Annotated in this window: 26 protein-coding genes; 9 read left to right on the forward strand and 17 right to left on the reverse strand. The window is 70.4% G+C overall.

Annotated features, from left to right (window positions below; translation table 11 throughout):
* Positions 1-34 precede the first annotated feature (34 nt).
* The 3 genes from VKQ35_RS02550 to VKQ35_RS02560 form a co-directional block, all read right to left on the reverse strand.
* Positions 35-733 (reverse strand): PEPxxWA-CTERM sorting domain-containing protein, encoded by a 699-nt coding sequence (locus tag VKQ35_RS02550; RefSeq protein ID WP_324358482.1) that lies wholly within the window; start codon positions 731-733, stop codon positions 35-37.
* A 203-nt stretch (positions 734-936) separates the two neighbouring features.
* Positions 937-2,280 carry a hypothetical protein gene (locus VKQ35_RS02555; protein WP_324358483.1) on the reverse strand — a complete coding sequence of 448 codons (1,344 nt, stop codon included), beginning with the start codon at positions 2,278-2,280 and terminating at the stop codon, positions 937-939.
* A gap of 56 nt (positions 2,281-2,336) precedes the next feature.
* Positions 2,337-2,612 carry a hypothetical protein gene (locus VKQ35_RS02560; RefSeq protein ID WP_324358484.1) on the reverse strand — a complete coding sequence of 92 codons (276 nt, stop codon included), beginning with the start codon at positions 2,610-2,612 and terminating at the stop codon, positions 2,337-2,339.
* A gap of 120 nt (positions 2,613-2,732) precedes the next feature.
* On the opposite strand from VKQ35_RS02560, the gene VKQ35_RS02565 reads away from it, so the two are divergent.
* Complete coding sequence (locus VKQ35_RS02565; protein ID WP_324358485.1) at positions 2,733-3,416, forward strand: hypothetical protein; 684 nt, start codon at positions 2,733-2,735, stop codon at positions 3,414-3,416.
* A 278-nt stretch (positions 3,417-3,694) separates the two neighbouring features.
* A complete protein-coding gene (locus tag VKQ35_RS02570) occupies positions 3,695-5,242 on the forward strand; it encodes a M20/M25/M40 family metallo-hydrolase (protein ID WP_324358486.1) in 1,548 nt (515 codons plus the stop codon).
* Here the strand turns inward: VKQ35_RS02570 and VKQ35_RS02575 are convergent.
* From VKQ35_RS02575 to VKQ35_RS02595, 5 genes are all read right to left on the reverse strand, one after another.
* Complete coding sequence (locus VKQ35_RS02575) at positions 5,239-6,138, reverse strand: PEPxxWA-CTERM sorting domain-containing protein (RefSeq protein WP_324358487.1); 900 nt, start codon at positions 6,136-6,138, stop codon at positions 5,239-5,241. The two genes, VKQ35_RS02570 and VKQ35_RS02575, sit on opposite strands and share 4 nt — an antisense overlap.
* Positions 6,139-6,210: 72 nt before the next feature.
* On the reverse strand, positions 6,211-9,282 hold the full coding sequence (locus VKQ35_RS02580; protein WP_324358488.1) for an adenylate/guanylate cyclase domain-containing protein: 3,072 nt from the start codon (positions 9,280-9,282) through the stop codon (positions 6,211-6,213).
* A gap of 70 nt (positions 9,283-9,352) precedes the next feature.
* Positions 9,353-10,378, reverse strand: coding sequence for a calcium-binding protein (locus VKQ35_RS02585; protein WP_324358489.1), 1,026 nt, complete (start codon positions 10,376-10,378; stop codon positions 9,353-9,355).
* A 118-nt stretch (positions 10,379-10,496) separates the two neighbouring features.
* Positions 10,497-11,012: a GNAT family N-acetyltransferase gene (locus VKQ35_RS02590; protein WP_324358490.1), complete on the reverse strand. Its 516-nt coding sequence runs from the start codon at positions 11,010-11,012 to the stop codon at positions 10,497-10,499.
* Positions 11,013-11,055: 43 nt separating this feature from the next.
* Complete coding sequence (locus VKQ35_RS02595; RefSeq protein ID WP_324358491.1) at positions 11,056-12,033, reverse strand: helix-turn-helix transcriptional regulator; 978 nt, start codon at positions 12,031-12,033, stop codon at positions 11,056-11,058.
* Positions 12,034-12,235: 202 nt separating this feature from the next.
* Here VKQ35_RS02595 and VKQ35_RS02600 point away from each other — a divergent pair, with 202 nt between their 5' ends.
* Positions 12,236-12,934 carry a DUF642 domain-containing protein gene (locus VKQ35_RS02600; protein WP_324358492.1) on the forward strand — a complete coding sequence of 233 codons (699 nt, stop codon included), beginning with the start codon at positions 12,236-12,238 and terminating at the stop codon, positions 12,932-12,934.
* A 16-nt stretch (positions 12,935-12,950) separates the two neighbouring features.
* On the opposite strand, the gene argS is transcribed toward VKQ35_RS02600, so the two are convergent.
* Together argS and VKQ35_RS02610 are read right to left on the reverse strand one after the other, a co-directional pair.
* Positions 12,951-14,723 (reverse strand): arginine--tRNA ligase, encoded by a 1,773-nt coding sequence (gene argS, locus VKQ35_RS02605; protein WP_324358493.1) that lies wholly within the window; start codon positions 14,721-14,723, stop codon positions 12,951-12,953.
* A 67-nt stretch (positions 14,724-14,790) separates the two neighbouring features.
* Positions 14,791-15,510 (reverse strand): Tat pathway signal sequence domain protein, encoded by a 720-nt coding sequence (locus tag VKQ35_RS02610; RefSeq protein ID WP_324358494.1) that lies wholly within the window; start codon positions 15,508-15,510, stop codon positions 14,791-14,793.
* A 141-nt stretch (positions 15,511-15,651) separates the two neighbouring features.
* On the opposite strand from VKQ35_RS02610, the gene ispH reads away from it, so the two are divergent.
* The 6 genes from ispH to VKQ35_RS02640 all read left to right on the forward strand — a co-directional run bounded on the left by ispH (position 15,652) and on the right by VKQ35_RS02640 (position 20,614).
* Positions 15,652-16,629, forward strand: a complete 978-nt coding sequence (gene ispH, locus VKQ35_RS02615) for a 4-hydroxy-3-methylbut-2-enyl diphosphate reductase (RefSeq protein ID WP_414692306.1) — start codon at positions 15,652-15,654, stop codon at positions 16,627-16,629.
* 49 nt (positions 16,630-16,678) lie between these two features.
* Complete coding sequence (gene thrB, locus VKQ35_RS02620) at positions 16,679-17,632, forward strand: homoserine kinase (RefSeq protein ID WP_324358495.1); 954 nt, start codon at positions 16,679-16,681, stop codon at positions 17,630-17,632.
* Positions 17,629-18,093 carry a ribonuclease HI gene (rnhA, locus tag VKQ35_RS02625; protein ID WP_324358496.1) on the forward strand — a complete coding sequence of 155 codons (465 nt, stop codon included), beginning with the start codon at positions 17,629-17,631 and terminating at the stop codon, positions 18,091-18,093. The genes thrB and rnhA overlap by 4 nt, the downstream gene beginning before the upstream one ends.
* A gap of 69 nt (positions 18,094-18,162) precedes the next feature.
* Entirely contained in the window at positions 18,163-18,639 is a 477-nt protein-coding gene (locus tag VKQ35_RS02630) for a MarR family winged helix-turn-helix transcriptional regulator (RefSeq protein WP_324358497.1), read from the forward strand.
* Positions 18,640-18,750: 111 nt separating this feature from the next.
* Positions 18,751-19,869, forward strand: a complete 1,119-nt coding sequence (locus tag VKQ35_RS02635) for a PEP-CTERM sorting domain-containing protein (RefSeq protein ID WP_324358498.1) — start codon at positions 18,751-18,753, stop codon at positions 19,867-19,869.
* Between the two features lie 103 nt (positions 19,870-19,972).
* Positions 19,973-20,614: an SCE4755 family polysaccharide monooxygenase-like protein gene (locus tag VKQ35_RS02640; protein WP_324358499.1), complete on the forward strand. Its 642-nt coding sequence runs from the start codon at positions 19,973-19,975 to the stop codon at positions 20,612-20,614.
* Here VKQ35_RS02640 and VKQ35_RS02645 read toward each other — a convergent pair.
* From VKQ35_RS02645 to VKQ35_RS02675, 7 genes are all read right to left on the reverse strand, one after another.
* Positions 20,611-22,542 carry a gamma-glutamyltransferase gene (locus VKQ35_RS02645; protein ID WP_324358500.1) on the reverse strand — a complete coding sequence of 644 codons (1,932 nt, stop codon included), beginning with the start codon at positions 22,540-22,542 and terminating at the stop codon, positions 20,611-20,613. The genes VKQ35_RS02640 and VKQ35_RS02645 overlap by 4 nt on opposite strands.
* A 90-nt stretch (positions 22,543-22,632) precedes the next feature.
* Complete coding sequence (locus tag VKQ35_RS02650) at positions 22,633-23,406, reverse strand: hypothetical protein (protein WP_324358501.1); 774 nt, start codon at positions 23,404-23,406, stop codon at positions 22,633-22,635.
* Between the two features lie 9 nt (positions 23,407-23,415).
* Positions 23,416-24,144 carry a glutathione S-transferase family protein gene (locus VKQ35_RS02655; RefSeq protein WP_324358502.1) on the reverse strand — a complete coding sequence of 243 codons (729 nt, stop codon included), beginning with the start codon at positions 24,142-24,144 and terminating at the stop codon, positions 23,416-23,418.
* A gap of 60 nt (positions 24,145-24,204) precedes the next feature.
* The gene (locus VKQ35_RS02660; protein ID WP_324358503.1) at positions 24,205-24,630 is read right to left on the reverse strand and encodes a helix-turn-helix transcriptional regulator; all 426 of its coding nucleotides are present in this window, start codon (positions 24,628-24,630) and stop codon (positions 24,205-24,207) included.
* Between the two features lie 90 nt (positions 24,631-24,720).
* Positions 24,721-25,326, reverse strand: coding sequence for an isochorismatase family protein (locus tag VKQ35_RS02665; RefSeq protein ID WP_324358504.1), 606 nt, complete (start codon positions 25,324-25,326; stop codon positions 24,721-24,723).
* Positions 25,323-25,910, reverse strand: a complete 588-nt coding sequence (locus tag VKQ35_RS02670) for a hypothetical protein (protein WP_324358505.1) — start codon at positions 25,908-25,910, stop codon at positions 25,323-25,325. The genes VKQ35_RS02665 and VKQ35_RS02670 overlap by 4 nt, the downstream gene beginning before the upstream one ends.
* Positions 25,907-26,506: a hypothetical protein gene (locus tag VKQ35_RS02675; protein WP_324358506.1), complete on the reverse strand. Its 600-nt coding sequence runs from the start codon at positions 26,504-26,506 to the stop codon at positions 25,907-25,909. Before VKQ35_RS02675 ends, VKQ35_RS02670 begins: the two co-directional genes overlap by 4 nt.
* Positions 26,507-26,568: the final 62 nt, after the last annotated feature.

Raw genomic sequence — 26,568 nt, forward strand, 5'->3', positions numbered from 1 at the left:
CAGAAGGGCGGCCGGTAGAAGAGGGTATTCGCGGCTAGGCGGTGGCCGGGGCCGCGCGGCGGCGGCTGCGCAGCACCGCGCCGACGCCGCCGAAGCCGACGATCATCAGGGCCCAGGCGGCCGGTTCCGGCACGCCGCCGGTCACCGAGACGGTGTCGAAGAAGACGCCGGCGTTGCTGTCGGTGACGGCGGCCAGGCGGATGGTCGCCTCATTGCCGTCGCCCACGAAGCTGAAGCCGCCGTGGTGCCAGAGCATGTGGCCGATGCTGCCGAAGGACGGGTCCTCGTAGCTGACGCTGATCAGCCGGCTGACGCCGCCGGCGGCCACGGTGGCCTGCACCGGGTCGTTGGGCGAGCCGGCCTCGTTGCGGCTGAAGGCGTAGGAGACGTTGTAGGTCTGGCCCGCGACCGTGGCGAACTGCTGGCTGATCGTGCCGGCGCTCCAGCCGTTGATGTCCAGCGAGTAGGGGCCCATGTCGGCCGGACCCCAGCCCGAGCTGGTCGAGGTGAGGTCGACGCTGCCGGCCTCGACCGTCCAGCCCGGCAGGGCGACGTGACCGGGGTGGGTGCCGTCGGTGTAGTAGGTGAGGCCGCCCCAGCCCTCCGGCACGGCGCCGGCGCCGATGTCGTCGAACCCGCCGTTGGTCAGCAGGTTGGTCGCCGCCTGGGCGGCTTGCGCGCCGGCAAGCGTGGCGGTCGAAACGGCGATCAGCAGCAGGGAGCGGAGGGTCATAACATATCCATAAACAACAGAGTTGAGTCGACTATAGAGTATACAGCGTATGAAGATAACGTTTTCGCTTTAGAAGCGTATTCTCCGCAGTCCATATGAGCTGCGCATAAGAAACCCATTACCTGATATGATTAACGCGCCGCGCTCCACGGCGAAGCTTGTGCCGAAAATCGCCGCGCGTTGTTGTCAAGCTTGTCGGAATTTCAGGGGGTCGGCGCGAGCGTCAGGTCGCCGGGCCGCGGGCCGGGCCTGAGCGACCAGCCGGGCTTCAGGTCGAGGGACCAGCCGTCGCCCACGAGGCTTGGGCCCTTCAGGTGGGTCGCGTCGGCGCCCTTCAGCGACACCGTGGCGCGGCCGAAGCCCTTGTAGAGAAGCGCGCCCGAGCCGCCGGTGACCTCCAGCACGCCCCAGGCGTCGGTGAGGCGCAGCGTCGGATAGACGGTGCCCAAGTCGTCGAGGCCGACCAGCGTCGAGGGGCGGAACTGGCGGTTGGCCTTGGCGAGCGGGAGGTCGAGCACCGGGCCCTCGACGAGGCCCGCGCGATAGCCGGCCAGACGCTGCTGGCGCGCGGCCTCGCGGGCGACCTCGACGGCGCGCAGCTTGCCGTCGTCGTAGAGCCTGGCGCGCGCGGCGACGGCGGCCTCGGTGGGCGCCGGGTCGGGGAGCTTGAGCGCCGTCTGCAGGAGCCGCCAGAGCGCCGGGCCGGACCCGAGCTTGCCGCGCCAGGCGGGGTCGGCTTGGTCGAGCATCAGGCCGTAGGCCGGGCCGGTGGCGTAGGCGAAGGAGCGCACGAAGGTGTCGTCGCCGACGTGGGCCGCCAGGTCCTTGACCGCATAGGCGGTGCGCTCGGCGGGCGCCGTCAGGCCGAGGCGCACGCCGGTGTATTCGGCGACCCCCTCGTTGAGTTCCAGCCCGAGCTCGTCCTTCGCCGCGGCGGGGAAGCGGCGGTCGCGCTCGGCGCGGAAGAGGAGCGCGTCGGCGACCGCAGACTTGCGGACGGCGGGAGTCTTGGCGGCCACCGCCTCGGCCAGCGCGCGCCATTCGAGCTGCAGAAGATAGCGGCCTTCGAGGGTGTCCAGGTGGCCGTTGTCGCCGTCGCCGAGGCGCGGGATCGGCAGGTCGCGCTGGATGCGGTGGAAGAGTTCGTGGGCCAGCATGACGTGACGGGTCGGCGCATCGGGCGGGACGAAGGGCCAGATGAGCTGGGTCCAGACGGTCCCGGACCAGTCGGTGGCGGTGTTGGCGACGATCATGTCGTTCGGGATCCTGCCGGTGAACAGCGCGCCGGCCACAGGCTTCAGCACGCCGCCCTTGTCGGCCTGGCTGGCGATCATGGTCATGCTGTCCGGATCGACCAGCAGGATCGGGCCGCAGAGACTGTGGTTCCAGAGCTTGCCGGCGTCGCGCTCGCAGAGGACCCTAGCCTCGGCGAAGAGCGCGGCCGCGTGGGCGGGGTCGAAGGGCGGCGGCGGCGCGGGCTGTTGCGCCCGAGCGGCGCCCGCAATGGCGAAGGCCAACACCCCGCCGATCGTCCAACCCACCCGCATCGAGGCCTCCGGAATCGCTTGAGCCAGACCGGCTTATACGAGGTCGCGCGGGCTGTTCAGCGGACCGTTTCCTTTTCCTTAGGCGCCGAGACCCGGCGCGTCTTCGCCTGGGCCTTGGGCTTGGGCAGCAGCCGGAAGCGCGTCTGGCACCAGGCGAAGTCGATGCCGACGTCGAGCAGGGCGTCGGAACGCCCGCAGGGGCAGGCGAATTCCATGACCCCGATCACGCGGTAGGTCTCTCCGGCCCGCAACGGCACAGGCCTTCCCGTGGCATGGTTTGGGGCGGCGTTGACGCACAGTACCAGATCGCCAGGGCCAACGGCGTCGCTCATCGCTTCCATCCACTAGGCCTGGGGGCAAGATTAGACCCGGGGCGGCAAGGGGCAAGGACATTGCGGACCTTCGGCGAGTCCGCCTACCGTCGCGGCGCAGTGAACCGCTTGGGGGGCGGCATGGACATCCACAAACCCAAGCCCTGGCACAACGTCCGCGAGTTCCTGAAGGAATACGTCATCATCGTCGTCGGCGTGCTGACGGCGCTGGGCGCCGAGCAGGCGGCGGAGCGGCTGCATTGGGCCCACGAGGTCAAGATCGCCCGCGCCGAGATCGCCAAGGAGATGAGTTGGACCGACCGGCACTTCGCCTATCGCGTCGCCGCCGAGCCCTGCATCGGGCGGCGGCTGGATGCGTTGGAGGCGGTGATCGAGAAGGCGGCGGCGCACCAGCCCGTCCCCCGCCTTGGTCCGGTGATCCCCGATATCGGCAACGCGCTCAACGACAACATCTGGCAGAACCACCGCGCCGCCCAGACCCTGACGCACTTCGACGACCAGGAGCTCAACCTGCTGAGCAGCTACTATATGCAGGTGAACAGCGTGCGCGGCTTCTACACCGACGAGGTCGCGGCCTGGTCGGTGCTCAAGGTGCTGCAGGGCGATCCCGCCCGGCTTGGCCCCACCGACGTCGCCGGCCTGCGCGTCGCCGTCCAGCGCGCGCGCTTCGACAACGGGCTCATCGCGAACATTTCGGCCGACGAACTACAGTGGGCCAAGGCGCTCCACGTCGCCGCGCCGGCGCCGGACGCGCGACGGCTGAAGGACGTCTGCGGGCCCTTGCCAGTCCTCGGCGCGTCCTGACTGGGGGATCCGATGGACATCAGAGCCTTGGCGCGATCCTAGGTGACCCGCGACCCGTCCATGCGGCGAGCCTAGCAAGGGTCTTGGCGCGACCAAGCGCTTTCGCGGTTCGAGGCGCCGTGGGCTGCAACCCCCTCCGTCGCATCGCTTCGCTTTGCGACACCTCCCCCTCAATCGCGCTTCGCGCTGGGGGAGGATCTGGTGGGCGCCGCGCGGCTTGCTTGTCCCGGCTCGCCCTTCGACCCTAAGCTCGCCCATCTCAGCGGACGGGGGCGGACATGATCGACGGGCGGATTCTCAGGGGGCTTAGTCGGCGCGGGCTGGTGCTGATGGCCGGCGCGGCGGGCGTGGCCTTGGCTTCGCCCAGGCGGCTGCTGGCGGCGTCTCCTGCTTCTGGGGCGGCGCCGGACCTGGCCGAGGTGAAGGCGGCGGTCGAGCGGCAGCGGCCGGAGGCGATCAAGCGGCTGCAGGACTGGATCGCGCTGCCGTCCATCGCCGCGGAGGGGCGCAACGTGCAGGAGGGGGCCCGGTACATGGCCGAGCTCCTGAAGGACGCCGGGTTCCAGAACCAGACGATCATCCAGACCGACGGGCGGCCGGGCGTGTTCGCCACCATGGACAATGGCGCGGCGCGGACGGTCGGCATGTACTTCATGTACGACGTGAAGCAGTTCGATCCGGCGGAGTGGTCCTCGCCGCCGCTGGAGGGCCGAATCGTCGAGAAGACGGGCCTCGGCAAGGTGCTGATCGGGCGCGGCGCGGTGAACCAGAAGGGGCCCGAGGCGACCTTCCTGGCGGCGCTGCACGCGCTGCGGGCGGCGGGGCGCAAGCCGCCGGTCAACCTGGTGCTGGTGGCTGAGGGCGAGGAGGAGATCGGCTCGCCGCACTTCGGCCAGGTGGTGCATCGCCCCGAAGTTCTGGCCGCCCTGAAAAAGTGCCACGAGGTCTGGATGCCGTTCGCGGCGCAGTCGCCGACCGGCGGCGTCGAGGTCGACCTGGGCGCCAAGGGACTGATCGAGGTGGAGCTGGTCTGCACCACCAAGGCCTGGGGCCGGGGCGCGCTGGACGACATCCATTCGTCGTTCAAGGCCGAGCTGGACAGCCCGGTGTGGCGGCTGGTGAAGGCGCTCTCGACGCTCACCTCCGAGGATGGCAACGACCCGGCGATCGATGGCTGGTTCGAGCATGTGAAGCCGCTGACCGCGCGGCAGAAACAGATCATCGCCGAGGACGTGGCGAAGAACCCCGAGGCCGACCGCAAGAAGTTCATGGGCGTGCAGACGTGGGTGCGCGACCTGCCGTATCGGGACGCGCTGGAGCGGCTGGCGTCGCAGCCGACGGTGAACATCGAGGGCATGTTCGCCGGCTACACCGGGCCGGGCGGCAAGACGGTGCTGCCGTCCAAGGCGACGGCGAAACTGGATTTCCGACTGGTGCCCGACCAGACCGCGGCGGAGGCGGAGCGCAAGCTGCGCGCGCACCTGGCCAAGCGCGGCTATGGCGACATCTCGGTCACCGTGACCGGCGGCTACGACCCGACGCAGACGGAGGAGTCCTCGGCGCTGATCCAGTCGTCGCTGGCGGTCTATCGGCAGGCGGGGCTGGACGTTTCGCTGTCGCCGAGGCTGGCGGGGTCGTGGCCCGGCTACATCTTCACGGGGCCGCCGGTCAGCCTGCCGGCCGGCCACTTCGGCTTTGGCCATGGGTCCCGACAGCACGCGCCGGACGAATACTATGTGATCGAGGCCGAGCACCCGAAGCTGCGCGGCATGGCCGGCGCGACGCTGGGGTATGTGGAATTCCTCTACGCGCTGGCGGCGAGCTAGGACGCGATCGCGGCGAGGCGGCCACGGCGCGCGCGCAAGGCCGCGCCAAGGCCGCCGAAGCCCACGAGCAGCAGCGCCCAGGCGTCCGGTTCCGGCACGCCGGCCAAGCCGTAGTCGTGGCCGCTGGCGGTCGTCAGGTCGAGGCCGGGGGTGATGGCGTCGAAGTGGATCGTGGTCGGATCAGTGACCGAGAACGATGTGTCGGCGAAGGTGCTGCTTGCGCTGCCGGACGCCACAAGGCTGCCTTCAAGGCGAAGACGTTGGCCCACCGGGACCATGACGGTGAACGAGTCGACGCCGGCCCCCAAGCCGTGGGGGATGTCGAAGATGGTCACGGCGGTGTCCAGGTCGGTGAGGTGGAAGTCCGTGGACAGAGCGGCCCGCGAGGGCTGCAGGCTCGCAGGGTCGGTGACCGCGCTTGCCGAGCCGGCCCCATAGTCGATGGTGAAGCCGAGCTGGACCAGGCTGCCGACCGGGAGCGCGCCGGGCTGCACGAAGATCTGGTCGCGGAAATAGTCGACAGGGAAGCCTCCGACATCCGCCGAGAAGCTGGAGCCCGCGCCGTTCGTCGGGCTGGGGCTGGCGGAACCCGATGCGGCGACGTCGAGATAGCCGTAGAAGGAGGTCGCCGTTGCGGTCGACGCAGCCGAAGCGCCGCCGCCGGAAGCGAAGGCGGTGAGTGTGTAGGTGATCGGCGCCGCGGCCTGCGTCAGGCCAGAGTCCGAGACCTTGTTCACCGCGACGCCGGCCCCCGCCTCGACGTGGAGCTGTGTCCAGATTCCGTAGGCCGGATCGTTGGCGCGGGCCGGCGAGGCGACGGCGATCAACGCCGCGACGCCGGCGGCGGCGGGCGCGAGCCGCGCGAGGCGCGCGGCGGTGGCTGGAACGCGGAACATGACGCTTCCTCACGCGAGGCTTTGAACCAGCCTCAACCGTGGCGGGCGCCAGTCGCGAAATCTATTGCCTATTTAGGCTGGCGCCGGCTTGCCCTGCGCCTCCGCCGGGGCCCAGACGCCGTCCCAGTCGGCGGGGGGCGGTTGGCGGACGAGGGTTTGGGCGCGTTGCAGCATCAGGAGCGAGGGGCCGTCCGTCGGGTCGGCGGCGACGGCGTCCTCGAAGGCCTCGGCGGCCTGGATCCAGTGGCCGTCGGCGAGCGCGGCGCGGCCGCGGGCGTAGGCGGCCAGCGTCTTGGCGCCGACCGGGCGCTCAGCGGTCAGGACCTGGAAGATGCGCGCCGGGCGCTCGCGTCCGCGGACCCGGAGGGTGTCGAGCTCGCGCAGCGGGCGCACGCCCTGGCAGGCCGCCGCAGTGTCCTCGCAGACGATGATCGAGGCGCCATAGTCCTTGGTGGCGGTCTCCAGGCGGGCGGCGAGGTTCACGCTGTCGCCGATGACGGTGTAGTCCATGCGCTTGGGCGAGCCGATGGCGCCGGCGACCATCTCGCCGGACGCGATGCCGATGCCGAGGGCGATGCCGGGTTGGCCGCGGCCCTTGCGGGCGGCGTTGATGCCGGCGATGGCGGCCTGCATGGCGAGAGCGCTCTCCACGGCGTTCTGCGCATCGCGGCCGGAGCTGAGCGGGGCGCCGTAGACCGCCATCAGCGCGTCGCCGATGAACTTGTCGAGCATGCCGTCGGACGCGGCGACCGCCTCGAAGAGCTCGGTGAAGATCTCGTTGAGCATCGCCACGGTGTCGCGGGGCTCCAGCCGCTCGGCCAGCGAGGTGAAGCCGCGGATGTCGGCGAACAGCACCGAGGCGTCGCAGGCGCTGCCGAACAGCACCTCGTCCTCGCGGCCGAGCACCTGGTCGACGACGCTCTGGCTCATGAAGCGGCGCATGGCGCCCTGCAGGCGTTTTCCCTGGGTGATGTCCTCGATGATGATCAGCAGGCCCGCGGTCTCCTGCTCGGTGCGCAGGGGGACGATGGAGAGATTGGCGGAGATCTTCTCGCCGCCGACCGTGCGCACGTCGGCGTCGAGCAGGGTCTTGGGCTGGCCGCCGGCGCTGACCGCGACGATCTCGTCCATCAGCCAGGCGTTGTCGCCGGTGAGGAGCGCGGTGGCGCTGGCGCCCTCGGCGGCTTCCGGCGAGACGCGCAGGATGGCGCTGGCGGCGGGGTTCAGCTTGGCGACCCGGGCCTCGCGGTCGAGCGTGATGACGCCGCTCGACATGGAGGAGAGGATGCTCTCGTTGTAGTTCCGCTCGGCGGCGACCTGGGTGAACAGGGTGGCGTTTTCGATAGCGATGGCGGCCTGGGCGGCGAAAGCGCTCATCCGCTCCAGCTCGCCCTCGCCGAAGCTCGCGCGGTCCTGGTGGTTCAGCGCCTGCATGACGCCGACGCGGCGGCCGTCGCGGGTGGTCACCGGCACGGTCAAGACGCTCCGAGTGCGGTAGCCGGTGGCGGCGTCGACGGCGCGGTTGAAGCGCGGGTCGGCGTAGGCGTCGGGCAGGTTCACCGCCTGGCCCTGGGTGAAGCTCCAGCCGGCGAGGCCGGCGTCGGCGGGGAAGCGCAGGCCCTCGCCCTCGACCCCCTCGGCCACCGCCGAGGCCAGCTCGTTCGCGCGCTCGTCGTGCAGGAAGAGTGAGCTGCGGTCGGCGTGGATGACGGCGCTGGTGACGCTGACGATCTTCTTGAGCAGCGCGCCCAGCTGCATCTCGCTGGAGATCGAGATGTTGATGTCCAGGAGGCGGCGCAGGTCCATGTTCGACTGCTCGGCCGCGTCGATGGCGCCGCTCCACCGCTCGGCGAGGATCACGAGCTGGGAGAACAGCAACAGCAGGGAGGCGACCGGCACCAGGCTGTGGCCCAGCACCTGCGGCAGGTCGGCGTTGGCGACCACGTCGGTGTAGATCAGCGCCAGCACGAAGGAGCCCAGGCCGAAGAGGAAGACCATGGCCCCGTCGCGGCGGCGCACGCAGGCGGCGATGACCGCGATCAGCATGCAGACGAAGGCTATGGTGCGGTAGGCCGAGGCGTATTGCGAGGCGCGGCTCAGGAGCACCGTGTCGCCGACGAAGGCGAGGCCCACGTAGAGCGCCAGGCGCGCGGCGTTCAGCGCCTGCAGGATCCAGTAGGGCCAGGCCGGCGACTCGCGCGGATAGAGCGCCCGGACGTAGGCGAGGGCTGCGCTGATGCAGGCGGCGCTGGTCAGGTACTGGCCGGCCAGCAGGACGTTGAGGCTTAAGGCCGGCGCCGCCAGCGCGATCAGGTCGTCGTGCGCGGTCTGGGCGCCGAACGGCAACAGCAACAGGCACGAGACGCCGAAGTAGAGCGAGGCGCGCTCGCGCGGCCGGAACAGGAAGACCACCAGGCCGTAGGCGGCGAGCAGCAGGAGCGCCGAGACCAGCAGCACGCTCTGCAGCCAGTCGAGCGCGATCCATCGCGCCATCGGGTCGGCCAGCCCCAGGATCGGCGCGTCCGACAGGCCATTGTCGCGGTGGTGGAAGTTGGCGACGTCGATGGCGAGGTCGACGTCGGCGCCGTCGGTGTCGAAGCTGACCTCCTGGGCGCGGTGGGCGTCGGCGGCCTGATCGGCGACCGCGGCGTAGCGGCCGACCTCCGAGATCACCTTGCCGTCGACCAGGATGCGCCGGGCGTGGAAGCCCTGGCGGACGTAGAGGGCGTAGTGGCCGGCGGGCAGGTCGCGCAGCCTGAGCTGGTAGGACGCCGCGCCCAGCTCCGGCAGGGCGACGGCGCCGGCAGGGCCGCCCGTCGGGCCGCCCATGTGGCGGCCGGCCCAGGGGCCGGGGACCGGCAGCAGGAAGGCCGCGCCGGGCGCGGGGGCGGAGCGCCAGACCATCCGCCACTCGCCCTTGAGCTCGATCGGCGCCGAGAGCGGGCCCCAGCGGGCGAAGCTGACCTGGCCGCCGTGGGCCTGGGGCGCGTGGCGGGCGATGGGGTCGATGAAGAAGGGCGCGCAGATGCCGGCCAGCAGGGTCAGCAGCAGGACGGCGAGCGCGAAACGGCGCAGCGGCGAGGCCGCGCCCGGCGGCCGTGTCGCGGCCGGCGCCGCGGATGGCGTGGTCGGTTCGGCGGTCATCTCGCCTGAAGCCCTCCGACCGCTGTTATCGCCCGGATCGGCGGGAGATCGCCAGGGGTTTACGCGGACGTCAGGCGCCGACGATCCAATTGCCGGTCAGGGTCGACATCTGCACGCCGACCAGGATCATCTCGTTGCCGTTCCCAAGATCGATGACCGTGTCGGCGCCCACCTGGCTGACATGGAAGGTCGTGCCGGGATCGAGCAGCACCTGGTCGCCCTCGGAGATGTGGAAGTCGAGCACCCGGTCGATGCCGGCGTCCTGGCTGGTGTGGAAGGTGTCCGCGCCGGCTCCGCCGGTCTCGGTGTCATTGCCCCGGTCGCCGGAGACGAAGTCGTTCCCGGACCCGCCGACGATGACGTCGTCGCCCTGGCCGCCGCGCAGGACGTCGCCGCCGTTGCCGCCATGCAGGGTGTCATTACCCAGGTTGCCGTAGAGCAGGTTCTTGCCGGCGTGGGCGGTGATCAGGTCGTCGCCCTGGCCGCCGACCAGCCAGTCGTTGCCGGGTCCGGCGCCGGCGTCGATGGTGTCGTTGCCCTTGTTGCCGTTGATGTCGTCGAACTCGACGCCGCCGACGATGGAATCGTCGCCGTCGCCGCCGCGCAGGTAGGTGTCGCCCGACAGGCCGGCCTGCAGGGTGTCGTCGCCGGACCCGCCATCGAAATTGATCCGCGAGCCGTCGCCGGCGCCGACCATCAGGTCGTTGCCGCCCCACCCCTGGGCCGTGAAGGTGGTGTCGACGGCCGGCGGCGCGGTGCCGCGCACGGTGATCACATCGTCGCCGGCCAGCAGGCTGGGCAGGGCCTGGTTGAAGTCGCCCTCCTGGAAGGCCAGGCCAACGAGCGAGGCGTCGATGCTGCTCCCGCTGATCACCATGTGGGGGTCGCCGGAGGCCAAGTCGATCCCGGTCACCGTGCCGCTGGCCGGCGCGCCATCGATGGCATGGGTCAGGTTGATTCCGGTGATCGTCATCCGGGTCCCCGACTGAAAGGTCAGGACCTCGGAGGTGGGCGAGGTGGTCTCCGTGGCGCGCGACAGATCGGCGGAGATGGCCGCGCCCATGTCGAAGCCGTTGAACAGGTCGATTGTCGCCATAGTGAAGCTCCCCCCGAAGCCAAGCTGCACGGCTCAGGCGAGGGGCGTCAACCCGACGATTGCAACCTCATGGCGAAAAGCTGCGCGGCCATTGCGGACCCGGCGCCGGGCGAAGGACTCAGGCGCCTGGCCGCAGATCGTAGCGCTTGTTGACGCGGTCGACGGGGGTCCCGTCCTTGAGCGGAACGGCGGCGCGGACGCTGAAATCGACGAACCCCATGCGGCTGTAGAAGGCGAGCCCACCGGTGTTGTCGGCGCGGATGGTGGCGTTGATGGCTGTGAGCCCCTGGCGGCGGGCCTCGGCCGCGGTGGCGGCGAAGAGGGCGGCGCCAACCCCGCGTCCCGTCCCGCCGACGCGGGCGAAGGTGCCGATGTCGCCGACGTCCCGCGGCAGGCCGTGATAGCGGCCGAGCGTCTGGAAGCCCGCGTTACGGCCGCCATCGCCGTCTTCCGGGCGCTCGACGGCCACGAAGCAGCAGATGACGTCGGGGCCGGTGAGATAGGCGCGGTCGAGCGCCTGCGGCGTGAACGGGTCCTCGAGCGCGGTCGTGCCGCCGCGCGCGATGATTGCGTTCAACAGCTCGGCGAGGCCGGGCGCGTCCTCGGGGCGGGCGGGTCGAATCTGAAGGTCCATCGGCGGGTTCTGGCGGCGGCTCGGCGCCGACGCAAGGGCGCGGCTAGCCGAACTCGCTCATGAGGGCGCCGAGCTCGCTGCGCTTGGAGACGCCGAGCTTGCGGTAGACGCTGTCCAGATGGTTGCGCACGGTGAAGGGCGACAGCGCCAGTTCCTGGGCGATCTCCTTGTTGGAGCGTCCGAGCGCGCTCAGCCGCGCGACCTCGGTCTCGCGGGCGGACAGATCGTCCACCGGCTGGCGGGCGCGAATGCGGACCGACACGGCGCGGCCGGTGGAGGGCTCGCCGCGCACCGTCACCGCCTGCAGCACCTGTCGGGTCGGCGCCTGGGCCGAGAACCTGAGCGCGGCCGGCAGGCGCGGCCCGGTCCAGGAGGGCCATTCGGCGCGCACCAGTTCGACGAACTGGCGGCTGGCGAACTCGATCAGGCCCGCGTCGTCGCAGATGGCCACGGCGTAGGGATAGGGTTCTGGGCCGCCGCGCCATTCCAGCAACCGCAGCAGGCGGTTGGCGGTCAGGGCTTCGACGAGGTGCGGGGTCAGCCGCTCCTTGGCCGCCCGCTCGGTCTCGGTGAAACCGGGCGCGGCGGCCCGGCGCATGAGCGTCACCGAGGAGATCAGCGCGGTGAACGGATCCACCAGGCAGGTGGTCAGGAAATGGCCGAGGTCGAAGGCTTCCAGCAGGTCGCGGATGACCACGGGATCGTCGGTGAAGGCGGCGGCGGGGCTGGCGTTGATGGTGCGGCCGAGCGCAGCGAAGGCCGCGGCGCCCAGCACGTCGCGCTCGCCCATGGCGGCCTGCGCCTCCATGGCCCCGGGCGGCATCCGCAGCTGGTGGGCGCTGTAGAGCCGCACCGCGCCGTCTTCCACACCGGCCCGCGACCAGACGGCGAAGTCGAAGGGCACGATCTCGCCGAGGCGGTCGAGGGCGGCGTCCTCGAAGGCGTCGGCGTGCTGCTCGCGGCTCGCGCGATAGAGCGCAATGACGCAGGCGTCGATCGCCTCCGAATCCGTTTCGGCCATCCGGCTGTCTTACCCCCAGATCCCCCGTCCGCGAGGCGTGCTTACCCTAGGACATCTGTACCATAGGATTAACCACGGCCGGTCGCTAGCGTCGGGAACACTGTTCTTGGGCGTTCAGGTCGAAGTCAGCCGGTTTGCTGAAAACCAGTTCGCCTTTCAAGACGAGTTCTGAAGTTGAACTCGCCTATTAGGGGAATTGAGGATGAAGAAGCTCACACTCGTTGCTGTCGTGTCCACTGCCACCCTCCTGATCGCGGCCCCGGCCATGGCGTCCCCACTGGTGGTGAACGGCAGCTTCGAAGCCGGGACCTATGTCGACCGGCTGAATCCGCATGGCGACCAGGGCGCCATGGACCTGCTGCCCGGCTCGACGGTGATCACCGGATGGACCACAACCGGCGGAGGCGACATCACCTGGGTGACGGCCCCGAACGGCTTCGGGATCGCCGCGTCGGACGGCGCCTTCTCCATCGACCTCACCGGCTACGGCGACAATCCGGCCGTCAACCTGTCGGGCATCCAGCAGACGATCGCCACCGACGCGGGCGCGACCTATCTCTTGACCTTCGACCTCGGCGGCGAAGGGCAGTACGGCCTTCCCGCCGGACTCCTCGCGTCAGCCGGCGCCGCCAGCCGGCAGTTCCAGACCACCACCGGCGGGGCGGACAGCGGCCACAACGGCTGGACGACCGAAACCCTGTCCTTCGTCGCCTCGGGCGCCAGCACGGCCCTGACCTTCACCGGGAACGTCGGCCAAGCCTACATCGGGCTGGACAACGTCAGCGTGGTCGAGACCGCGGCGCCGGGCGCCGTTCCGGAACCGGCGGCCTGGGCGCTGATGATCGCGGGCTTCGGCCTGGCCGGCGCGGCGCTGCGGCGGCGGCGTCTTGCCCTCCCCTGAGGGGAGGGGAGGTCGGCTACATCCGCTCCGGCACCGCGATGCCGAGCACGTCGAGGGCGCGTTCGAGCTGGGCGAGCGTGGTCTGGGCCAGCGCCAGGCGCGAGGCGCGCACCGGCGGCGGCGCGGTCATGATCGGGCAGGCGGCGTAGAATTTCGAGAAGGCCTGGCTCAGGCGATAGGCGTGCTCGGCCACCGCGTTGGGGGCGTAGCGGTCGTAGGCTTCGCTGAGCGCGGTCTCGAAGGCGTCGAGCGTGAGGACGAGCTCGCGCTCGGCGGGTTCGTTGACGGCGATCGGGCCCGGCTCGGCGGCCTCGGCCTGCGCCCGGCGCAGCAGGGATTTCACCCGGACGGCCTGGTAGAGCAGGTAGGGGCCGGTCTTGCCCTCGAAGCTGGTGAAGCGGTCGAGGTCGAAGACGTAGGAAGTGCCGCGGAAGTTCTGCAGGTCGGCGAACTTCAGCGCCGCGACGGCGACCTTGCCGGCGATCTCCTCGAACTCGTCGGCGGAAAGGTCTTCGCCCAGACCCGCCTCGTGCAGCCGTTCGCGGGCCTTTTCGCGGGTCATCTCGATCATGTCGGCAAGCTTCAGCACCCCGCCCTCGCGGGTCTTGAAGGGCTTGCCGTCGGTCCCGTTCATGGTGCCGAAGCCGACGTGGTTCAGCTCACCCTCGGTGGCGTAGCCGGCCAGGTAGGCGGCGCGGAAGACGATCTCGAAGTGGTCGGCCTGGCGCTGGTCGACGCAGTAGATGACGAGGTCCGGATCGAAGCTGCGCTTGCGGTCGAGGATGGTCGCGAGGTCGGTGGTGCCGTACATCGCCGAGCCTTCCGAGGAGACCACCAGCAGGGGCGGCAGCTCCTTCTTGTCGCCCTCGCGGGTGACGCGGATGATGCGGGCGCCCTGGTCGTCGACCAGCAGGCCCTTGGCGTCGAGTTCGGCGACCATCGGGTCGATCAGGTCCTCGACGTCGCTCTCGCCCTTCCAGAGGTCGAAGTCGACGCCCAGCGCGTGGAAGTCGCGGGTCAGGGCGACCTGGGTCACGTCCCGGAACCGCCGCCAGAGCGCGTGGTAGCCCGCCTGGCGGTCCTGCAGGGCCGCGGTGATCTTGCGGGCGCGGTCGCGGTAGTCCGTGTCGGCTTTGCCCTTGGCGGCCGCCTCCGGATAGAGCCGGTCCAGGTCGGCCAGGCTGACGGTCTCGAAGGCGGCCAGATCCGCTGTCTGACCGGCGTTCAGCGCCTCGACCGTGGCGGCGACGGCGGGGCTTTCGTCCATCACCGCGCCGATCAGCAGCCCCATCTGGTAGCCCCAGTCGCCGAAGTGGGCGTCGCCCAGCACCTCGTCGCCGCGGAAGCGGTAGAGGCGCTTGATCGATTCTCCGATGATCGAGGCGCGCAGGTGGCCCACGTGCATCGGCTTGGCGACATTGGGGCCGCCGTAGTCCACCAGCACCCGGCGCGGTTGGGCGACCAGCTCGGCCCCGAGCCTGGGGTCGGACGCGATGGCCTGGGCGCGGGCGGCGAGCGCCGCGTCGGTGAGCTTCAGGTTGATGAAGCCGGGGCCGGCGATTTCGATGGCGCTGAGGCGCGGATCGTCCTTCAGGGCGTCGGCCACGGCGGCGGCGATCTCGCGCGGGTTCTTGCCCGCGCGCTTGGCGGCGGCGAGCGCGCCGTTCGATTGGAAGTCGGCGAGGTCGGGGCGGTCGGAGGCGGTGACGCGGCCCAGTTCGCGCGGCAAGCCGGCTTGCGCGAAGGCGGCCGCGACCGCTTCGCTCAATTCCCCTTTTAGATCGCTCATCGGCCCCGACAGCTTCCGGCTGCGGGAAGCGCGCACGCCGACGAGCCGGGGTCTTGCTTCAGATCGCTCATTTCGGGGGCGGCGAGCTCCCGGCGGAGGCGACCGCGGTGGGCGCGCCGGCGTTGACGCGGAAGCGCTTACCGACCCGGTTGAACTCCGCCATCTGCGGCGTCACGTCGAAGCCGATCAGCACCTCGAAATTGGCGCCGGACGTGGTCATCGAGCCGCGCGGGATGACGATATTGTTGATCGAGTCGGTCATCGTCACCCGGTCCTTGCCGGCCGGGAAGGTCACCGGCAGGTCGAACTCCTGACGCGCGATGATCTCGCGGTTCCGGTCGGTGACGGCGACCCAGTAGTGGTAGGTCTTCTGGTTGCTGGTCGCCTGCGGGCCCTTGCCGAGCTCGAAGAGGATATCCATCACCACCTTGATCGGCTCGTTGTCCTTGTACTCGCAGCCCGCCGAGATGTTCTCGATCTCGCCGGAGAAGCCGACGTTGGCCGAGGCCTCGCGGGCGTCCTTGAACTCCACGTAGCGGCTGGCGTCGTAGAGGGTCTTCACGAACGGGCAGGGGCCGGAGTTGCGCATGGCCGGCAGCGGGGCGGCGCTGTCGCCCCACTCCTTGTCGCGCTTGCGCTTCTTGGCGTCGTCGGCCGCGCTGGTGTCGCTGGCGGGCCCGCGCGCGCCGCCGCCGGGACTGCCGCCACCGCCGCCGTACTGGGCGTGGGCGCAGAAGGGCGTCGCGACCATGAAGGCGGCGGCTGCGAGCAGAACGAGGCGGCGCATGACGGGCGTCCGTGACTTGGAGAGTGGCGCGGCAAGAAGCGCGCCCGGTGGCCCCTAGTACAGCCTCAGGACTATGGCGGCAACGCGGCTGGCGGCCACGCCCCCTTACGCCCGAGGGGTTTGGCCCCTAGGTTGCGCGCGATGTCACAGCCGTCTTCTTCCCCGGGCCTGTCCTCTGGCGCGCCCCGCCCGCCGCTCACCGTGCTGCTGGCCACGCCCAGGGGCTTCTGCGCCGGCGTCGACCGGGCGATCCAGATCGTCGAACGGGCGATCGGCAAGTACGGGGCGCCGGTCTATGTGCGCCACGAGATCGTCCACAACCGCCATGTGGTCGAGCGGCTGAAGGCGCTGGGGGCGGTGTTCGTCGAGGAGCTGGACGAATGTCCGCCGGACCGGCCGGTGGTGTTTTCCGCCCACGGCGTCCCCAAGGCCGTCCCGGCCGAAGCGAAGGCGCGGCGGATGCTCTACCTCGACGCCACCTGCCCGCTGGTCTCCAAGGTGCATGTGGAGGCCGGCCGCCACTTCGACGCCGGGCGCGAGATCGTGCTGATCGGCCACGCGGGGCACCCCGAGGTGGTGGGCACCATGGGCCAGCTTCCGGAAGGTGCGGTGGCGCTGATCGAGACGGTGGCGGACGCGCGCGCCTTCACGCCGAAGGACCCGGCCAACGTCGCCTTCGTCACCCAGACGACGCTGTCGGTCGACGACACCGCCGAGATCGTGGCCGCCTTGCGCGCCCGGTTCCCGGAGATCGCCGCGCCGCACAAGGAAGACATCTGCTACGCCACCACCAACCGCCAAGAGGCGGTGAAGTCGGTGGCGGCGAAGAGCGAGGTGCTGCTGGTGCTGGGGAGCGCCAACTCCTCCAACTCCGTGCGGCTTGCCGAGGTGGGCCGCCGCGCCGGCGCGCGGGCCCATCTGATCGACGACGCCGAAGGGCTGGACCTCAAGTGGCTGGCCGGCGTGACGCGGGTCGGGGTGACGGCGGGGGCGTCGGCGCCGGAGGTGCTGGTGCAGGGGGTGATCGACCGGCTGGGCGAAAGCTTCGAGGTGACCGTGGAAGAGATCGAGGCCGAGCGGGAGACGGTGAGCTTCAAGCTGCCGAAGGTGTTGGCCTAGGGATCGAGCGTCGCTTGACGAGGCCGGCGACCTCCCCCATCGCAGGGCCATGGCGGTCTATACGGACATCACCGACGAGGAGCTGGCGACCTTGCTGGCCGACTTCGACCTGGGCGCGCCGCTCAGCCTGAAAGGCGTGGCCGAGGGCGTGGAGAATTCCAACTTCCTGCTGGAAACCGAGGCCGGGCGCTATTTCCTGACGGTCTATGAGCGCCGGGTGCGGCCGCAGGACCTGCCGTTCTTCCTGGAGCTGCTGCGCTGGATCGCGGCCCGCGGCTTTCCCAGCGCGACGCCGATCCCGGACCGCGCCGGCGCGATCCTGAAGAGCGTGCGCGGCAAGCCCTGCGCCATCGTCTCGTTCCTGTCGGGGCTGGCGGTGCGAAGGCCCGGCGCCGCCCACTGCCGGGAGGCGGGCGCGGGGCTGGCGCAGCTGCACCTGGCGGCCCAGGGCTTTCCGATGTCGCGGGCCAACGATCTGGGGCAGGCGGCCTGGGCGCCGATGTTCGCGGGCCTGACGGCCGCCGCCGAGGACCTGAAGCCCGGGCTGGCCGCGACCATATCGTCCGACCTCGAACTGCTGGCGGACCGATGGCCGAAGGGCTTGCCGGACGGGGTGATCCACGCCGACTTTTTCCCCGACAACGTGTTCTTCAAGCAGGGGAAGTTCGCCGGCGCCATCGACTTCTATTTCGCCTGTGTCGATGCGCTGGCCTATGACGTGGCGGTGGCGCTGAACGCCTGGTGCTTCGAGGCGGACGGCAGTTTCAACATCACCTCGGCGCGCCAGCTGGTGGCGGGATACGAGGGCGTGCGAAAGCTGTCCGATCTCGAACGGGCGGCCCTGCCGATCCTGGCGCACGGGGCGGCGATGCGCTTCTTCCTGACCCGGCTGCACGACTGGGGCGCGACGCCGCAGGGCGCGCTCGTCCGGCCCAAGGACCCGCTGGAATACGAGCGCAAGCTGGCGGTGCACCGTTCGGCCCCGGACCTGGTGCTGTTTTGACGCCGCAGGTGGTGATCCATACGGATGGGGCCTGCTCCGGCAATCCGGGGCCGGGCGGCTGGGGCGCGGTGCTGCACTACGGCGGCGCCGATGCGCTGCGGGAAAAGGAGCTGTGGGGCGGCGATCTTCAGACCACGAACAATCGCATGGAGCTGATGGCGGCGATCCAGGCGCTGGAGGCGCTGAAACGCCCGTGCCGCGTCGAGCTGCACACGGATTCGACCTATGTGATGAAGGGCATCTCGGAGTGGATCCACAGCTGGAAACGCCGCGGCTGGAAGACCGCCGACAAGAAGCCGGTGAAGAACGACGACCTGTGGAAACGGCTGGATGAGGCCAGGCTGCGCCACGAGGTCGACTGGCGCTGGGTGAAGGGCCACGCGGGCCACGAATTCAACGAGCGGGCCGACGAGTTGGCGCGGCGCGGCATGGCCGAAACCCTGGCGGCCGCCGGCAAGTAGTTCGATATCGAACTTGAGCCGACTCGCGATCCGGCGTAGCCTGTTCAAATCTGAACGAGGTACGCCGCCATGGCCGCTGAACCCGAAGATCATCCCGACGTCCAGGTGTTCGACGAGATCCGCTACATCGAACATCTGGTGAGGACATCGATCGCGCGCAAGCTGCCGGTCGGTCTGACCTATCCGCAATTCGAGGTGATGAACCTGTTGGCCCGCCGCGGCGACGGGATCACGCCGCTGGCGATCGCGCGCGCCCTGCAGACCACCAAGAGCGGGCTGACCAACACCCTGCAGCGGCTGCATGCGCGCAAGCTGATCCTGGTGGAGCACTGCCAGAGCGACGGGCGCAAGAAGCGCATCTGGCTGACGGCCGACGGCCGGACCGCCTATGGCCAGTGCATGGCGGCGATCCGCCCGCGCATGGACCGGCTGCGCGACGGTTTCACCCAGAAGGAATTCCGCGACGTCCTGCCGTTCCTGAAGGCGCTGCGCACCTGGCTGGGCGAGACGCACGAGACGGCGATGGGCGAACCGCGCCCCGCCTGATCGACCAAGCCTGCCGCCGCTCGCCTTTGGGGAGAGTCGCGTACCGCCGATCTCCAAGCCGCGATATGGTTAACCCCGCCGTCGGCAGGCGGCGTGCGCGGGGAGGGCGCCATGTTCACAGCCGCCAGGACGGCCCTGACCGGGCTCGTCGCGAGTGGAGTCGTCATCGCGGGGGCCAGCCTGGCGGCGACGCCGGCGCTGGCGGACTGTCCCGGGCGAACGCCAGTGGGCGCCACGGGCGCTTCGGTGGCCGCGCCGCAAGCCGCGCCCGGCAACTGCGCCACGGCCTATGACGGCGGCGTGGTCACCCTGTCCGGCCACGCGCTGGGCGTCGTCACCGACAGCTACACCTCGACCCAGTACCAGTACGACAATCGCGGCGACCTGATCGCCCAGACGACGGCGGACGGGATCACCACCTACTTCGGCCACGACGGGCCGGTGACGGAGGTGACCGACCCGCAGGGCCATGTCATCCGCTTCACCTATGACGCGCAGCACGACGTCACCAGGGTGACCGACCCGCAGGGGAACACGACGCACTACGGCTACGACAGCCAGGACCGGGTGACCGGGATCACCGACCCGCTGGGCCGGCCCAGCACCTACGCCTACGACGCCGGCAGCGGCCTGATGGACACCACCACCGACGGCGCCGGGACCGTCACCACCTATGACTACGACGGCAACCGCCTCGGCAGTTCGACCATGGGCGGCGTCACGACCACCTACACCTACGACCCCGGCGACGGCGCCCTGACGCAGGTGCAGGATTCCCTCGGGCGCACGACCACCTACACCTACGATCCGGACGGCGCTGTGCACAGCGAAACCGACGCCTTCGGCGGGCCGCCGCGGGTCTTCACCTACACCTACGACGCCATGGGCGAGGTCCACACCCTGTCGGACAGCCTGGGCGGCGTGACGACCTACACCTACGATCCCCAGGGCGACCTGATCCAGCAGCTCAATCCCGATGGCGGCACGATCGGCGAGAGCTGGAGCAACGGCCTCCTGCAGTCGTCGACCGATCCGCTCGGGCGCACCACGACCTACACCTACGACCCGCTGTTCCGGCTGGTCGGCGAGGATGGGCCGGGCGGCAGCTTCTCGTTCTCGCCGGGCATTCCGGAGCCCGGGGCCTGGGCGCTGATGCTGATCGGTCTGGGGGCCTTGGGGCTGCGGCTGCGCGGCGCCCGCGCCGGCGGCGCGCGGCGGCTTTTCGCCTGACGCCGCGCAGGCTTCCCTAGGGGTTGAGATTCCAGTTCCTAAGGCCGCGCTGTTCGTCTAAGCGACGCTTAGATAACGCCGATCACATAAAGGGGAACCGCCCATGAAGCTTCGTCTTTTCGCCGCCCTTTCCGCGGGCGCTTTCGTGCTGGCCGCGCCGATCGTGGGGCAAGCCCACTTCATCCTTGAGACACCGGCCTCGGCCATCGTCGAGAACCAGCTGGGCGACCCGCAGAAGATGGGTCCCTGCGGCGGCGTCACCGGCAATCCGGGCGCCCCGACCAACGCGGTGACCGCGGTCACCGGCGGCGAGATGCTGCACGTGAAGGTCAAGGAGACCGTCTATCATCCGGGCTTCTTCCGCATCGCGCTCTCGGTCATGGACCGCGCCGAGCTGCCGGCCGATCCCGAGGACACGGTGAAGGATGGCCCGAACGGCAAGCCGTGGTCGGACAAGGGCAAGGTCGACCCGAACCCGAAGCCGCCGGTGCTGGTCGACGGGCTGTGGGACCACCACACCCGCATCCCCGGTCAGGAATTCGAGACCGACGTGAAGATCCCCAACATCAACTGCGACCATTGCTCGCTGCAGATCATCCAGTTCATGGAAAACCACCCGATCAACCCGGACGGCCGCTTCACCTACCACCACTGCGCCGACTTGAAGATCACCGCCAACCCGAAGATGAAGATCGAGACGGTGTGGCCCGGCCAGACCAAGGCCAAGGGCAAGAAGAAGAGCTAGGGCGCGCGGCGGGCGCGGCGCGGCGGTTGTCCGTCGCGCGGCCCGTCGGCCTCGACAAAGACGTCGGTGAGCGGGACCTCCGCCGCGCGGGGCGTGCCTGATGGCCTGTCGAAGGCCACGACCGTCGCCGAGCCGCGCAGATCGCCGAACACCCTGATGGCCGGCTCCTGCGTCGTGGGCACGCCCATAGCGGCCAGGGCGGCGATCATCGCCGGATCGTAGGCGGCTGGCGGCAGGTCGGGTGTGGGCGCGCCCAGTGACGCAAGGGCCCTGGCGAGGCTCGGGTCGGGCCCCGCGGCGGGGATCAGTTCGGGGCGGCTCCAGAGCGTCTGGCCGGGGGTGGCGAGATTGAAGTTCTGCAGTAGCGGCGGCGCGCTGAGGGCGGCGGGCAGGTCTGCGTGGCCGGAGAGCAGCTCGCCCGCCAGACGCACCGTCTCCGGCATGAGCGAACTCGCCGTCGCGCCGATCGCGAGGACCGGCTTGCCGCGGCGGAGCGCGATGAGCGGCGCGATATCGTTGCGCAGCAGCTCGCCAGACTTGGTCGTGGCGAGCAAGGCCTTGTTGATGGAGGCGGCGTTGGGGATCGAGACGCCGCCAACCACGAGACCGGTTGGCCCACCGTTGCTGGAGTGAACCAGCACGGCGACGTCGCCCCACCGATCCACGGTCACAACGGACATGGTGTGGTGGCCCTCGCCGGATGCGGCGACGGGCGCGGCGAAGGGATCGCCGTTGTTCTTCAGCAGCTCCGGCGCGATGGCCGCGGCATAGGCTGGCGTGACACGAGCGCCGCAGCCGGGCGCGGGGAAGCCCTTGGCAAGTTCCAGGGGGCTCGACGAGGTGTCGGGGTAGTACTGGCGGATGGTCGCGTAGCGGATCGCCCGGGCGTAGGCCTTGAACGCCTTGGGGTCCCGCCAGTAGGGGCCGAGGCCCGGAGCGCCCATGGCCTGCAACAGGTTCAGGGCCCCGAGGCTCGCGCAGGACAGCGACCCGCCCTCCATGCCGTAGACCGTGGCGCCAGCGAACTCGGTGCGGATGGGCTCGCGCCAGACGGGTCGGTAGCGCTTCAAGTCGCCCAGCGTCGCCCTACCGCCGGCCGCATCGACAGCGGCGACATAGGCTTTGGCCCACGCGCCCTGATACATCTCGGAGGGCCCGTTGGCGGCGACGTTTCTGAGGGTCACGGCCAGATCGGGTTGGCGCATCAGGTCGCCGCGTTTCGGCGGGCCCTCCTCGTCCAGACCGGCGAACCGGCGCCCGTCGGCCGTGGCCGAGAACAGCGGGCGGTACTGGCGGAAGAAGTTGACCATGCCAGCCGGGACCACGATCCCGTTCTCAGCGTACCAGATCGCGGGCTGGAACAGGCTCGCCCAGGGTAGGCGACCGTAGCGGGCGTGCATGGCGCCGAGGCCGGCCATGAAGCCCGGCGTCATGGTTTGGCGCCCCCACGCGGCGGTCTTCGCATCGGGCGCGGGAGACCCTGGCCGCAGCCACCTGAGATCGGCCTCCGGGACGCTCTTCGGGTCCGTCTCCAGCGCATAGGGCGCCCAGGATCCGTCGAGGAACGTGACCTTGCCGCTCTTCGCCTCATAGTAGGCCAGTTCGAACTTGCCGGCGAAGGAGACCGTCATCCCCTTCGTGGTGGCGATCTCGGTCAGCGCCGCCACCGCCGCAGCGTCGGCGGCCGAGCCGCCCTGATCCAGCGCCACCTTTCCGGCATGCACGGCGATGGGAGACGTCATGCCGGCGACCAGGGCGGACCCGCCGGCGAACTCCCGGGTCGCGGCGGGCATGATCGCCAGTTGGCGGGCTTGCAACCGGTCGCGGTCCTGGGCGGGCCAGCGGGCGGGTGAAAGGTCGGCGGCCTGCGCCGGCGCGAGGCCCGCGAGCACGGCGGCGACAGCGGCCCAGCAGCGCACAGACGTCATCGCAACTCCCGCGCGGCGCGCGACCTCAAGCGGCGCCTTGGGCGCAGATGATTTCCCGCGGAAGGCCGAACTATGGCGGGCCGGAGGCGGCTAGTCGCACCACAGTTCGGCGCGCTTCAGGGTCGGGTGGAGGCACGGCTTGCCGGCCGGCAGCGGCAGGGGCGAGCCGGGCTTCCACAGGCCCAGGCGCCGCTCGATGGTCGCCATCTCGGAGTCGATGACGGCGAGCTGGTTGCCGTCGTTGTAGCGGGTGGAACTGCGGTAGCGCAGGACCTGGCGGTAGGTTCGCGCGGGCGTCAGCCGGTTGACGGTGACCCAGTAGCTGTAGGGCGCTTTTTCCGTCGGTTCGACGGAGATCACATCGCCCCTGAGAGGGCCGTCGGTAATGAAGCGGGCCTCCTGATTGCGATTGGTCCCGGTGGCGTGGAGATAGATCCGCTCGAAGGCGTCTCGCGCCGGCTCGTATTTCACCAACTGGGTGACGGCCGCCCGGCCGCCATCTCCCGAAGGAAGGCTGTAGGTCTTCAGAAGAAGCAGCGGCGCTCGGTTGGCGCCTCCCGGATAGACCGGCTCAACGGTGTTTAGATCGTGCGGACCCCAGTAGCCGGGGGGGTCGTGATCGGCGGGCGGTGGGGAAACGGGGGCTGCGACGCACGAACCGCCCTCGTCGTTTTGAAGACAGATTTGAAGGAATCCCGGTGCCGGGTCTCCATAGACATCTGTGGTGTCGGGCCCCCGCGTCACGACCAGGCGCCAGGCCGATCGGGTGTGGAATGGCTTCGACAGGTCGATGGGCGATGGCAGGGGTGCCGGATCGCCAGCCGCAGCGACGGCAACCACCAGTGCGAGCGGCCAGGCCAGCATCGCCGCCCTTCAGGCGTCTTCCGCCGCGGCCATCGCTGCGGCGGCCTTGGCCATCATCTTCTCGAAGGCGCCGGAGCGGATCAGCTCGCGGCGCTCTTCCAGTCCACGGTGCAGCTCGGCCAGGACCTTGGCGGCGTGCTCGTTGGTCTGGATCGCGGCCCAGTAGGCGGCCACGTTGGCGGCGGCGGGAATCGGATTTTCCATGCCGGTGGCCGGCAGGACGTTCTCGACCAGGAAGAGACCGGGAACCAGCGCGCAATCGGCCATGGTGAGCCGGCCGCAGCAGGCGAAGCCGTCCTTGCCCGCCTGGGGGCCGATCAGCTTGTCCAGCGCCTTGATGTTGCGCACCACCTGGCCGCCCAGCAAGTCGACGATGCCCTGGTTTCGCGCCTTGGCGCGGCTCTGGGCCGAGAGCATGAACATGTTGTTCATCAGGTAGATGTCGCCGATCCGGGCGATCGTGCGGATGTGGGCGGTCTCGCGCGGGGTTACGCCCAGCATCGAGGGCTCCGGGTAAATCTCCTCGAGGTATTCGGCGATCACCTCGGACTCGGCGATGGTGTCGCCCGCGCCGAGGTCCAGCACCGGGATGCGGCCGATCGGGAACGCCTTTCGGAACTCCGGCGTGCCGAAGGTCGCCGGGCGTTCGAGGACGATGTCGCCGATGCCCTTGGCGTAGATCTGCAGGCGCACGCGCGCCGAGTAGGGGCTGAGATCGCCGGAATAGAGCTTCAGCATGGACAGGTCCTCCCGCGCGCCGCGCGCTTGGAGAGGTTAGGCCGCCGGAGGGCCGGGCGCCTAGCCGCGCCGGACGTAGGAGCCCGAGGCCAGGCCGCTGACGATGGCGATGACCGAGGCGCGCGCCTCGCCGGCCGGCAGCTGGCCGAAGGCGCGCAGCAGCTCTTCCGCGCCGGGCGTGGCCAGGAGGCCCTTGATCTCGGCCTCCAAGGCCTTTTCCTGCGGGGCGAGCGCCTCGCCGTCGCCGTCGCCGTTGGACCCGCGGGCGCCCAGCAGAAAGCTGCCGGGGCAGTTCAGCGCGCGGGCGGCCTTGATCAGCATCGAGGCGGAGATGCGGTTCGCGCCGCGCTCGTACTTCTGGACCTGCTGGAAGCTGACGCCGAGATGCTCGGCGAGCGTCGACTGGCTCATGCGCAGCGCCAGCCGGCGGGCCCGAATCCGCGCGCCCACCCCGACGTCAATTGGGTCCGCGCTGACCGCGCCCATCGTCTGTCCCCTGACCTTGCCGACGGGTGAAGCCTAGTCCCTTGACCGCCAAAAGGAAGGGGGCGGCGGCGTGACTCTTTGCCGGCGCCCTCAGGCCCGGCCGCCCTGCACCAGGCGCAGGCGTTGCCAGGGCTGCACCAGGCCGTCGCTGGCGGCGAGCCGCACGGCGCTCTTCGCCAGCCCCAGGCTCTGCAGGCGCAGGAAACCGTCGAGGCCGGTGCGCTCGGCCTGCGCCAGCAGCACCGCGTCGGCGGCCACCGTCAGGCGCAGCTTCAGGCGCAGGGCGTCGAGCGCGGTCGCCAGGCACGAGCCCTGCACCGAAACCCCGCAGAGCACCACCTCGCCGCGCTCGCCGCGCTCGATCGCCTCGCAGAGCTCCGGGCTGGAGAAGGCCGAGGGCTCACCGCGGTGATAGACCGGCTCGGACGGCGCAGGCGTCATGCCGCCGACCGGCCGCCAGGGCGTCTCGCCCGGCCGGGGCCGGCGGGAGATCACGTGGCCCACCGCCCAGCCTTCGGCCCGCGCGTGCGCCAGCAGGCGCGCGGCGTTGGCGCTCCAGGCGTCGCCGCCGCGCGTGGCGGCCAGATCCCTGGCTCCGGGGGCGCCATCGTTGTCGCCGCCCGGCGCGACGCTCAGCGCGTCGAGACAGAGCAGCAGGACGTCCTTCCCGCCCGGACCCCGCAACACCCGCGTCATGCCGCGAGCTCCGCCGGCGCCTGTTCCAGCACGCCCGGCCGGTCCCAGTCGCCTTCCGGGCGCAGCAGCACCATGGGCGGGCTGGCCAGCCCCACGGCGCCGGTGTGCGGCTCCAGGTCGAACTCCATCTCCAGATAGGCGTAGCCGGAGAAGTTGAAGACCGGCCGGCCGGGACGGCGGCGGCCCTTGAAGTAGCGCTTCCAGAAGGCCTCGCCGCGCACCTGGGCGTGGCCGATCAGGCGGCGGTAGCCCTTGCGCCGGACGAGCTCGAAGGTGGCGCGGCAGAGCAGCATGAGCGCCGGGCCGCCGCGATGCTCCTTGCGCACCGCCAGCCGCTCGAACTTGGCGAACTCGCCAAACCAGCGCAGGCGCACCACGCCGACGGGCTCGCGCCCCCATTTCAGCAACAGGTGGGTGGCGCCGGCGAGGTCATTGCCGTCGAATTCCTCGTCATAGGGGCAGTTCTGGTCGGCCATGTAGACCAGGGAGCGGACCGTCTGGACCTGCGCCATCTCGTCGAAGGTGCGGACGACGCTGACCGTATAGCCGCCTTGCGGGGCGGGGATTTGGGCCGGGCGGGTCATGCGGCGGCCGCCTGTTCCATCGGCGCCTGCCAGACCAGACCGTCGAACGAGCCGGGCAGATCCTCGAAGCCGAGGCGCTCGCGCATCAGCCGGTGGCCGGCCTCGGTGGTGGGCCGGGCGAACTTCGGCAGGTGGCAGAAGGCGCCGCCCATGATGGCGCGGGCGCCGTCGATGACCCGCCGCGCCGAGGGCTTGGTGGTGGCCGCCACGCCCCAGCCGTAGAAGGCGCAGGCCGGCTGACCGGGCCCGGCCACATGCTCGGCGGCGGGGCTCAGCGCATCGAAGGCGCCGGTGAGCACGGCGCGCAGGCCGCTGACGTTCAAGAGCACGAAGGCCAGCACGCCGGTGAGTTCGCCCTCCTCGCGGGTGACGAACAGCGCGCTGTCGCCGGTCAGGTGGTGCACCCGCTCCAGGTCGGCGGCGGCGACGATGCCCTCGCCGATCAGTTGTGCGGCGAATTGGCGCGCCGCGGCGATGTCGTCGCCCTGCGCCGGCGCCACGTCGAACGCCGCGAGCTCTCGGCGTAGCCGCGCCCCCAGAGGGGCTGCCGCCGTGGGAGCCAAGGCGGGCTTCAGGACTGCTGCGCTGGTCGTCATGGGCTAGACCTCCGGGTTCCCGAAGGTCTAGCCATTGGTAAACGCGCTTGGGCGCCCCATAA

The organism is Phenylobacterium sp., assembly GCF_035309685.1.
Classification (GTDB): Bacteria; Pseudomonadota; Alphaproteobacteria; order Caulobacterales; family Caulobacteraceae; genus Phenylobacterium.

Coding starts and splice junctions, on each gene's coding strand:
- VKQ35_RS02550 (WP_324358482.1), bottom strand. CDS start 733: ATGACCCTCCGCTCCCTGCTGCTGATCGCCGTTTCGACCGCCACGCTT.
- VKQ35_RS02555 (WP_324358483.1), bottom strand. CDS start 2,280: ATGCGGGTGGGTTGGACGATCGGCGGGGTGTTGGCCTTCGCCATTGCG.
- VKQ35_RS02560 (WP_324358484.1), bottom strand. CDS start 2,612: ATGAGCGACGCCGTTGGCCCTGGCGATCTGGTACTGTGCGTCAACGCC.
- VKQ35_RS02565 (WP_324358485.1), top strand. CDS start 2,733: ATGGACATCCACAAACCCAAGCCCTGGCACAACGTCCGCGAGTTCCTG.
- VKQ35_RS02570 (WP_324358486.1), top strand. CDS start 3,695: ATGATCGACGGGCGGATTCTCAGGGGGCTTAGTCGGCGCGGGCTGGTG.
- VKQ35_RS02575 (WP_324358487.1), bottom strand. CDS start 6,138: ATGTTCCGCGTTCCAGCCACCGCCGCGCGCCTCGCGCGGCTCGCGCCC.
- VKQ35_RS02580 (WP_324358488.1), bottom strand. CDS start 9,282: ATGACCGCCGAACCGACCACGCCATCCGCGGCGCCGGCCGCGACACGG.
- VKQ35_RS02585 (WP_324358489.1), bottom strand. CDS start 10,378: ATGGCGACAATCGACCTGTTCAACGGCTTCGACATGGGCGCGGCCATC.
- VKQ35_RS02590 (WP_324358490.1), bottom strand. CDS start 11,012: ATGGACCTTCAGATTCGACCCGCCCGCCCCGAGGACGCGCCCGGCCTC.
- VKQ35_RS02595 (WP_324358491.1), bottom strand. CDS start 12,033: ATGGCCGAAACGGATTCGGAGGCGATCGACGCCTGCGTCATTGCGCTC.
- VKQ35_RS02600 (WP_324358492.1), top strand. CDS start 12,236: ATGAAGAAGCTCACACTCGTTGCTGTCGTGTCCACTGCCACCCTCCTG.
- argS (WP_324358493.1), bottom strand. CDS start 14,723: ATGAGCGATCTAAAAGGGGAATTGAGCGAAGCGGTCGCGGCCGCCTTC.
- VKQ35_RS02610 (WP_324358494.1), bottom strand. CDS start 15,510: ATGCGCCGCCTCGTTCTGCTCGCAGCCGCCGCCTTCATGGTCGCGACG.
- ispH (WP_414692306.1), top strand. CDS start 15,652: ATGTCACAGCCGTCTTCTTCCCCGGGCCTGTCCTCTGGCGCGCCCCGC.
- thrB (WP_324358495.1), top strand. CDS start 16,679: ATGGCGGTCTATACGGACATCACCGACGAGGAGCTGGCGACCTTGCTG.
- VKQ35_RS02630 (WP_324358497.1), top strand. CDS start 18,163: ATGGCCGCTGAACCCGAAGATCATCCCGACGTCCAGGTGTTCGACGAG.
- VKQ35_RS02635 (WP_324358498.1), top strand. CDS start 18,751: ATGTTCACAGCCGCCAGGACGGCCCTGACCGGGCTCGTCGCGAGTGGA.
- VKQ35_RS02640 (WP_324358499.1), top strand. CDS start 19,973: ATGAAGCTTCGTCTTTTCGCCGCCCTTTCCGCGGGCGCTTTCGTGCTG.
- VKQ35_RS02645 (WP_324358500.1), bottom strand. CDS start 22,542: ATGACGTCTGTGCGCTGCTGGGCCGCTGTCGCCGCCGTGCTCGCGGGC.
- VKQ35_RS02650 (WP_324358501.1), bottom strand. CDS start 23,406: ATGCTGGCCTGGCCGCTCGCACTGGTGGTTGCCGTCGCTGCGGCTGGC.
- VKQ35_RS02655 (WP_324358502.1), bottom strand. CDS start 24,144: ATGCTGAAGCTCTATTCCGGCGATCTCAGCCCCTACTCGGCGCGCGTG.
- VKQ35_RS02660 (WP_324358503.1), bottom strand. CDS start 24,630: ATGGGCGCGGTCAGCGCGGACCCAATTGACGTCGGGGTGGGCGCGCGG.
- VKQ35_RS02665 (WP_324358504.1), bottom strand. CDS start 25,326: ATGACGCGGGTGTTGCGGGGTCCGGGCGGGAAGGACGTCCTGCTGCTC.
- VKQ35_RS02670 (WP_324358505.1), bottom strand. CDS start 25,910: ATGACCCGCCCGGCCCAAATCCCCGCCCCGCAAGGCGGCTATACGGTC.
- VKQ35_RS02675 (WP_324358506.1), bottom strand. CDS start 26,506: ATGACGACCAGCGCAGCAGTCCTGAAGCCCGCCTTGGCTCCCACGGCG.